At 60.9% G+C, this 6,816-nt stretch carries 4 protein-coding genes and 1 pseudogene; all 5 read right to left on the reverse strand.

The window, feature by feature from the left end; all coding sequences use genetic code 11:
* Positions 1-238: 238 nt before the first annotated feature.
* Entirely contained in the window at positions 239-1,321 is a 1,083-nt protein-coding gene (locus BM052_RS14345) for a FecR family protein (RefSeq protein ID WP_091147986.1), read from the reverse strand.
* Positions 1,318-1,857 carry an RNA polymerase sigma factor gene (locus BM052_RS14350; protein WP_091147988.1) on the reverse strand — a complete coding sequence of 180 codons (540 nt, stop codon included), beginning with the start codon at positions 1,855-1,857 and terminating at the stop codon, positions 1,318-1,320. Before BM052_RS14350 ends, BM052_RS14345 begins: the two co-directional genes overlap by 4 nt.
* Before the next feature lie 156 nt (positions 1,858-2,013).
* Entirely contained in the window at positions 2,014-3,345 is a 1,332-nt protein-coding gene (locus BM052_RS14355) for a spinster family MFS transporter (protein ID WP_091147990.1), read from the reverse strand.
* 64 nt (positions 3,346-3,409) lie between these two features.
* On the reverse strand, positions 3,410-6,037 hold the full coding sequence (locus tag BM052_RS14360) for a TonB-dependent receptor (protein ID WP_177198493.1): 2,628 nt from the start codon (positions 6,035-6,037) through the stop codon (positions 3,410-3,412).
* 563 nt (positions 6,038-6,600) lie between these two features.
* Positions 6,601-6,816: pseudogene (locus BM052_RS14365) on the reverse strand (IS701 family transposase); the annotation flags it as partial.

Below are 6,816 nucleotides of genomic sequence, written 5' to 3' on the forward strand. Positions count from 1 at the left end.
GGCCACATCAATTCGACCGATGTTCCGCGATTGAACGGATGTCGTTTCGACGGCCGCCGGCGATAAAACCGCCACGCCGGTCCGCAGGCTCTTCCGAACCCTCAAGGCTTCGATGCCCTTCATCGCACACCCCCGTGCCCTCGCGCCGGAATTCCCCGGTCACCACGCTCTGGAACGCGACTGAAAGCAAAACCCGCATCAGGCAGGGCAAAAATTTACGTGTGTCCCCGCGAGGGCATCAACGGGCTGGTTCGCCCACCATGCTCAATTCAATGTTGTCGTCCGGCAGTGGGCGAGAGCGAACAGGGAGCAATTCGCCGACTATGGCGCCGAACCGTTGCGGATTGCCGGTGCGGAAAACACCACTGATACGCAGGTTTCCGATGACATCGTCATGAACGATGAGCTGCCGGCTCGAATAGCGGTTCATCTCCCGGACGGCGGCGGCAAGTGGAACATCGTCGAACTCCACGAAACCTTCGCGCCATCGAAGCTGCTGATCGACATCGACATGGGCAAGCTGGGGGGCAGAGCCAATTGCCGCGACGAACTCTTGCCCCGGTGCCAACACCATCGGCTTGATAATCGCAGCGTTCGCCGGACGGTCGCTGGCAGCGTCGACCACGACCTTGCCCTCAACCAGCGTTACTTTCATGCGATCCCGATCCAGCATGACCTCGAAAACCGTGCCGAGCGCGGTTACCTGGCGATCGGCCGCTTGTACGACAAAAGGCCGACGACGATCCCTGGCCACTTCAAAAAGAACCTGGCCTCGCAGAAGACGAACGAAGCGCCGTCCTGGTGCATATGCCACGCGAACAGCGCTGTCGGTGTTCAGCGTAAGCACGCTTCCATCGGCCAGATCTATGGCACGTCGACCTCCTCTTCCAGTCGCGAATTCGCCTTGACTGGGCTTCAAGGCTTCCATCGCCACCGGTGCGGACGCCACAGCGACATCGGCAGCTTCCTTCGGGGATGGCAGGAGGAGATCGATGTTGAAAGCGGCGGCAGCCAGCAAGGAGGCGGCGATCCCCGCGCCTGCCCCCAGCCAGATTCCCCGCCGGGATTCCGGGCCAACTTCGAGCGCCGATTCGCGCAGGGCCTTCGAATGGGAATCGCCTTCCGCGCTCTCGAACAGGTTCCAGGCCTCCTGTGCGCGTTCGAAGGCGGGGGAATTGATAGGGGACCCCGCATGCCACGCCTCAAATTCAGCCTGCTCGCGAGGGTCGAGCGGCCCGGAATCGAGACGAACCAGCCAATAGGATGCTGCCTCGTCCGGTGCGAAGCCACGCTTTGAAAATCGTTGTTTGCGCAGGATCATTCCTGTTCGATCCGCCGCATGAGATGGGTAACGGCGCGCTGCATGTGCTTCTCGACGGCGCTGACGGAAATGCCCAATCGCGCGGCGATTTCGTTGAAGCGCATGCCTTCCAACCGTCTCAGCACAAAAATCACCCGCGTTCGTTCCGGCAGCTCCAGCAGCACGGCGGTTGCCCGCGCAAGCCGCTCCTTACCCAACAGAACGTGTTCGGGTGAGAAATCCACATCCGAATGTCTATCGCTGTCGAATGGTTCATGAGCTTCGACGCGGTGCGTTACATGCTTGCGCAACCGATCCTTGAGAACACTGCTGGCGGTTTCGAAAACATAGCCGCTCAGATTTTCGTGCGCGAGCGCGGAGGTGCCGCCCCGGCGAATCAATCGCACGAACACTTCCTGGACCATGTCTTCCCGATCGGCCATGTCTTTTGTACGCCGGCCAAAATAGCGTAGAAGCGAACCACGAAAATGACGGCTCAATTGTTCGAGCACCATTTGATCTTCATCACTTAAGGCGATCGCGAGCTTTTTCTGCATCCTGCGGCTCCCGTATCGAAGTGTGAGTCAAATTCGCAGCCACTGCAAGGGCGAGGGAACAATCCCCCCAACGGATTGGGGCAGGACGCAATCGGACCGACGCCGCCGGTTTATTGTCGGCAAGTACAGTCAGGTCTCCGCACTTGGCCCGGCTGCTCAATTCACGCGATCCCGTTCGCTGGTACGCGCCGCCAGCAGGTAGTGGACGATGGCCCAGATCAGCATCAGGCAGGAAGCCAGCAGCGCATATCGCAGGCTCTCGCGCCCCACAGCCGGCATCAACATATCGCTGGCCGTGCCGATCAGGAATGGACCAAGACCCTGGCCGAGAGCCGACGACATAAAGAAGACCAGCGCCACCGCAGTGGCGCGCCGGTGGGGTTCGGCGAAGGACTGAATGGCCGCAAGCGCAACGCCGCTGGCGATCGCCGCCATGTAGGTGGCCAGCATCTTCATCACGATCGCCAGCCCCGCCGTCGGGCTCAGGGCCATCAGCACGAACATCGGCGTGGCGACCGCCATGGTGATCGCGGGAAGCCACAATTCCCAACGCGGATCGCGCTTCATCAGCCAGGTCACGAGCAGGCCGCCGGTCAACAATCCCGATACCGAACTCAGCAGTGAAGCAAGCCCTGACAAGGCGCCGACTTCCACCAGCCCCAGCCCGAAGCTGCGGATGAGAAAGCTGGGTAGCCATTGCATGATCCCCATGCTGCAGATCGAGCCAAGCGAATAAGCGAGAAGGAGATGGACGAAGGCGCGTCTGCCAAGCAACGCGACCAGTGCCTGGCGAGTCGATTCCTGGCGTTCGGCGCCGGGCTGCCGCGCGCGCGGATCGCGCACGGTCAGGACAAGGATCAGCGCCAGCGGCAGACCGGCCATGCCGATGATCTGAAACGTCGCCCGCCAGCCGAAATGCTCACCCAGCCAGCCTGCCACCAGCAAGCCCGCGCTGACACCGACCGTTGCCCCGCATTGGAATATGCCGATGGCCAGCGCCCGCTTTTCACGCGGGAACAGTTCGCCGATGAGCGAGTGCGCGGGCGGTACGCAGCCGGCTTCGCCCACACCAACGCCCATCCGGGCAACGAACAGTTGTGCGTAGCTTCGCGCGAGGCCGCAGACCGCGGTCATGACGCTCCAGGCCACGAGACAGGCGGCCAGCATCCGGGGCCGCGATGCCCGATCGGCAAGGCGGGCCAGAGGAATGCCCAAGGCCGAATAGAACAGAACGAAAGCCAGGCCGAGCAGGATGCCAAGTTGCTGATCGGTCACATGCAGCTCGGCCTTGACCTGCTCTTGCAGCATCGACAGGGCCATCCGGTCGACATAGCAAAACATGTTGACCAGGAAGAGGACCGCCAGAACATACCAGTTGGCCATCGGAATGCCCGGGCGCGAATCGTTTGGCACCGCGACACCATCCGTTTCGAAACCGGCTTCGCCCGGAAGCGGCCTTTCGCCCTGCGCCAGAATTGTTCCGCTCATGTCGTCATTGGCCCCATCCCCGATCGCTGGACGAACCGCCGCCTTGCTCCATCGCAGAGGGCGGTTATTCGCCGAACCGGTACTTCGCACGCAGGCCAAACATGCGTGGTTCGCCAAGCAGGACGAAATCTGCACCGATGTTATTGAGGTTGTTGGTGGCCGCCACGGTGTATTTCCGATTGGTGACGTTGGTTGCGAACAACGCCAGATCGATAGGGGCGCCGCCAACGTCGTTCCAATTGAGATTGAGTGCCAGCAGATCGGTTGCCGGCACGACGCTCGTATTGATCGGAACGATGCCCGCGGCAAAGGCGTGGTCCACCGTGTGAGACACAAATTGACGGTCGGTATGGGTGAAAGTGGCGCCAAGTGAAATCCGCCCGAACCCCTCGTTCAGTGGCAGCCTGTATGTACCGGTCAGCGTGACGCGGTTTTTCGGCGCGAACGGCAATGTATCGCCCGCCTTCAGAAAGACGCCGTCGATGCAATTGTAGGCGGTGTTGTCGCAAGGTGCCGCTTCGGTCGACTTCACCTTCGCATCGAGATAGGCATAGCCGATCTCGATGCGAAGGCCGTTTGCCGGTTCGACCATGGCGTCCAGCTCGAAGCCCCTGATACGCGAGTGGCCGATGTTCTGGATGCCGGCAACAGGCACCGCCGCGCAGGTCGGACGGCCCGTACAGTTCGGGATCGAAAGGCTGACCTGTTGGTTGCGGAAGTCGTTGTAGAAGGCGCTGATGTTCAGTGATCCGCGCAAGGCACCGGAAAAGCTGGACTTCAAGCCGGCCTCATAAGTGTCGAGCTTTTCCGGATCCCAGGTCTCATTGTTGACCGCGGTCTGGTTGACGCCGCCGCCACGATAGCCGCGGGCATATTTCGCATAGAGGAGAACATCCTCGGTCGGCCTGAAATCCAGCCCGGCAAGCCAGGTCGGCCTGCTGGATTCCTGGACGAACCGGCGGAAACAAGTCCCGTCCGTGTCGAAGTTCGGACCGGATAGGCGCGCGTTGTTCGCATCTCGTTTCTGGCTGCAAGTAAAGTTGCCGACCCGGCCCGTCGGTGAGGGTACGGCGGAAAAACCGTCGCCGGTCGTCATGGCCCGGTCATGGGTATAGCGAATGCCGCCCGTGAGGCTGAGCTGCGGACTGAACTTGTAGGTAGCCTGGGCATAGCCGGCATGGTTTCTGAAGAAGTAATTGTTCCGCGCCACCGAAATGCTGCTGCCGGCAACCACCGTGCCGACCCGGTTCACGCCGCAGACGTAGTTGTAGATGTCGGAGCAGCGCGAGAAGATCGAGGTCCACTGCTCCTGCCCCCCCAGCGGATTGCTGCGCTCCATGTAGAATCCCGCCTGCCAGACGAAACGGTCGTTCGCGCTGCGGCCCTGGAACTGAAGCTCCTCGGTGAAGGAATACTGGCTGCCTTGTGGTTTGCCGATGCCGGGATAGGTGGTGACGAAGGGCGTCGCGATATTGTCGCCGGTGACATTGACCGAATAGGATTCCTGCGCTTCTCCATAACTGACGATGTTCTTGATCGTCAGCCGATCGTTTGCCTGCCAGGTCGTCGTATCGATAATCTGCCAGATGCGGCCCCTGACATAGGGATCCGGATTGGAATTCTCCGCCTCGTGATAGCCATAGGACGCCTGTGCATCCAGCTTGGCGCAATTGGCTAGCCGGATGCCCGACAAGGCGATATTGCCGTCGATGCCTGTCCCGGCCCCCGTGCGATTGCAGATGGCGACTTTCGCCAGCGGACCGTGGGTGTCATATTTGCTGTAAGTGGCGATGACGTAGTTTTCGAGATTCTCGGTAAGCTGCCCAAGGATGCTCAGCCGCGCGGCGAAATAGTCGATGTCGTTGAAATCCCTGGGACCGATGCCCGAACGGCTTTTGACATAACCGTCGCGCTTGTTGCGATCGATGCCGATGCGGACACGAAAGGTGTCCGACAACGGCAGGTTTATCACGCTCTGCACCCGATGGGCATCGTAGTTGCCGATCGTCCCTTCGACGTAGCCTTCCAGCCGGTCCGTCGGCCGCTGCGGCACGATCAGGATCGCGCCGCCGGTGGTGTTACGGCCGAACAGTGTGCCCTGCGGCCCCTTCAATACCTGGATGTTCTGAAGATCGAACAACGAACCGACCCCGGCGCCGTTACCGCTGGTGGTATTGGAAACGAGACGCGGAGAAACGACATCGGCAAAATAGACGCCGACCGTCGGCAATGTGTTCAGGTCCTGCGAAAAGCCCCTGATGGCGAAACTGGCCTTGTCGGGCCCGAAGCGGCTGTTGACTGCCAGCGACGGGGTGTAGCTGGCAAGCTCGACGCTGCTGGTGACGTTACGGTTCGACAGTTGCTCCTGATTGAAAACGGTGATGGAAATCGGCACGTCTTGCAGCCGTTCCTGGGTACGGCGAGCGGTGACGATAATATCGGCACTATCAGCGCTCTCGCTTGACGTCGCGGCGCTTCCGACGTTTCCTTCCCCCGTATCGGGCGCCTGCTGGATCAGATAGGCTCCTTGCGGTGTCCGCCGCACGTTTAGCGAGGTGCCTCGCAGCGCGACTTGCAGCGCTTCTTCCGGCGTATAGTTTCCGCGAACCGCTGGAGCACGTCGTCCTTGCACATCCTCGGAGGTGAAGATCACTTCGGAGGAAGTCTGTCGCCCGATCTGGTTCAAGGTCATCGCTAGTGGCTGAGCCGGCACGTTGACTTGGCCGACGCTCGCAGACTGCGCAAGTGCCGTCTCGGCAGCCGACAGCGACAGAGCCGCTACCCCCATCCACAGGCGCCTACGAAGCTGCAAAGCCCTGTCTCGCGTCATCGCTACATCCCCCCTTTGTTCTTGCACGGAATTTTCCGGTCACCCCCGCCAGGAACGCGACCGAGTGCAGAACCCACATCAGGCGGGGCAAATTTAGTCGCCGTTACTCGCCGGGCCTCGATTTGCGGGCATGAACGAGGCCTGCCGCTTCATATGCCGCCAAGGCGAACTAACAATCTGGCGCTTGACCTCACCTTCAACCCGCGGAGAAGGCGATACCAGAGCTCCGCAGGCATTTCGGTGGGTCAGGCTGCTGGGAATCGGATCTTAGCATTACAGTTGCATTTTAACCCTCAGATGAGCGCGTCTTGCGGCGGCTTGGTGAGCGCGTCGCCAACATGACCACGCGATGATACGTGCGGGCTGGATCTGGCGCATGGCCAGCTTGTTGGCGATGCGTCGGACTTCCTGGATCGACCAGCGGATCAGATCCCGATGGTCGGCATCCTCGGTCTTTTTTGGGGTGTTACATCATTGGCGCGGTAACGGATCACCGCCATCATGGCGAAGGCGAGCATGACGAGCGATACATGGCGGTGCCACCCGTGCCACGACCGGGTTTCGTTGTGGTCGAGGCCGAACTCGTTCTTGGCGGTCTCGAAGCTGTCTTCGATTGCCCAACGATGGCCTTCGACAGCGAC

Source organism: Novosphingobium sp. CF614, from assembly GCF_900113255.1.
Lineage (GTDB): Bacteria > Pseudomonadota > Alphaproteobacteria > Sphingomonadales > Sphingomonadaceae > Novosphingobium.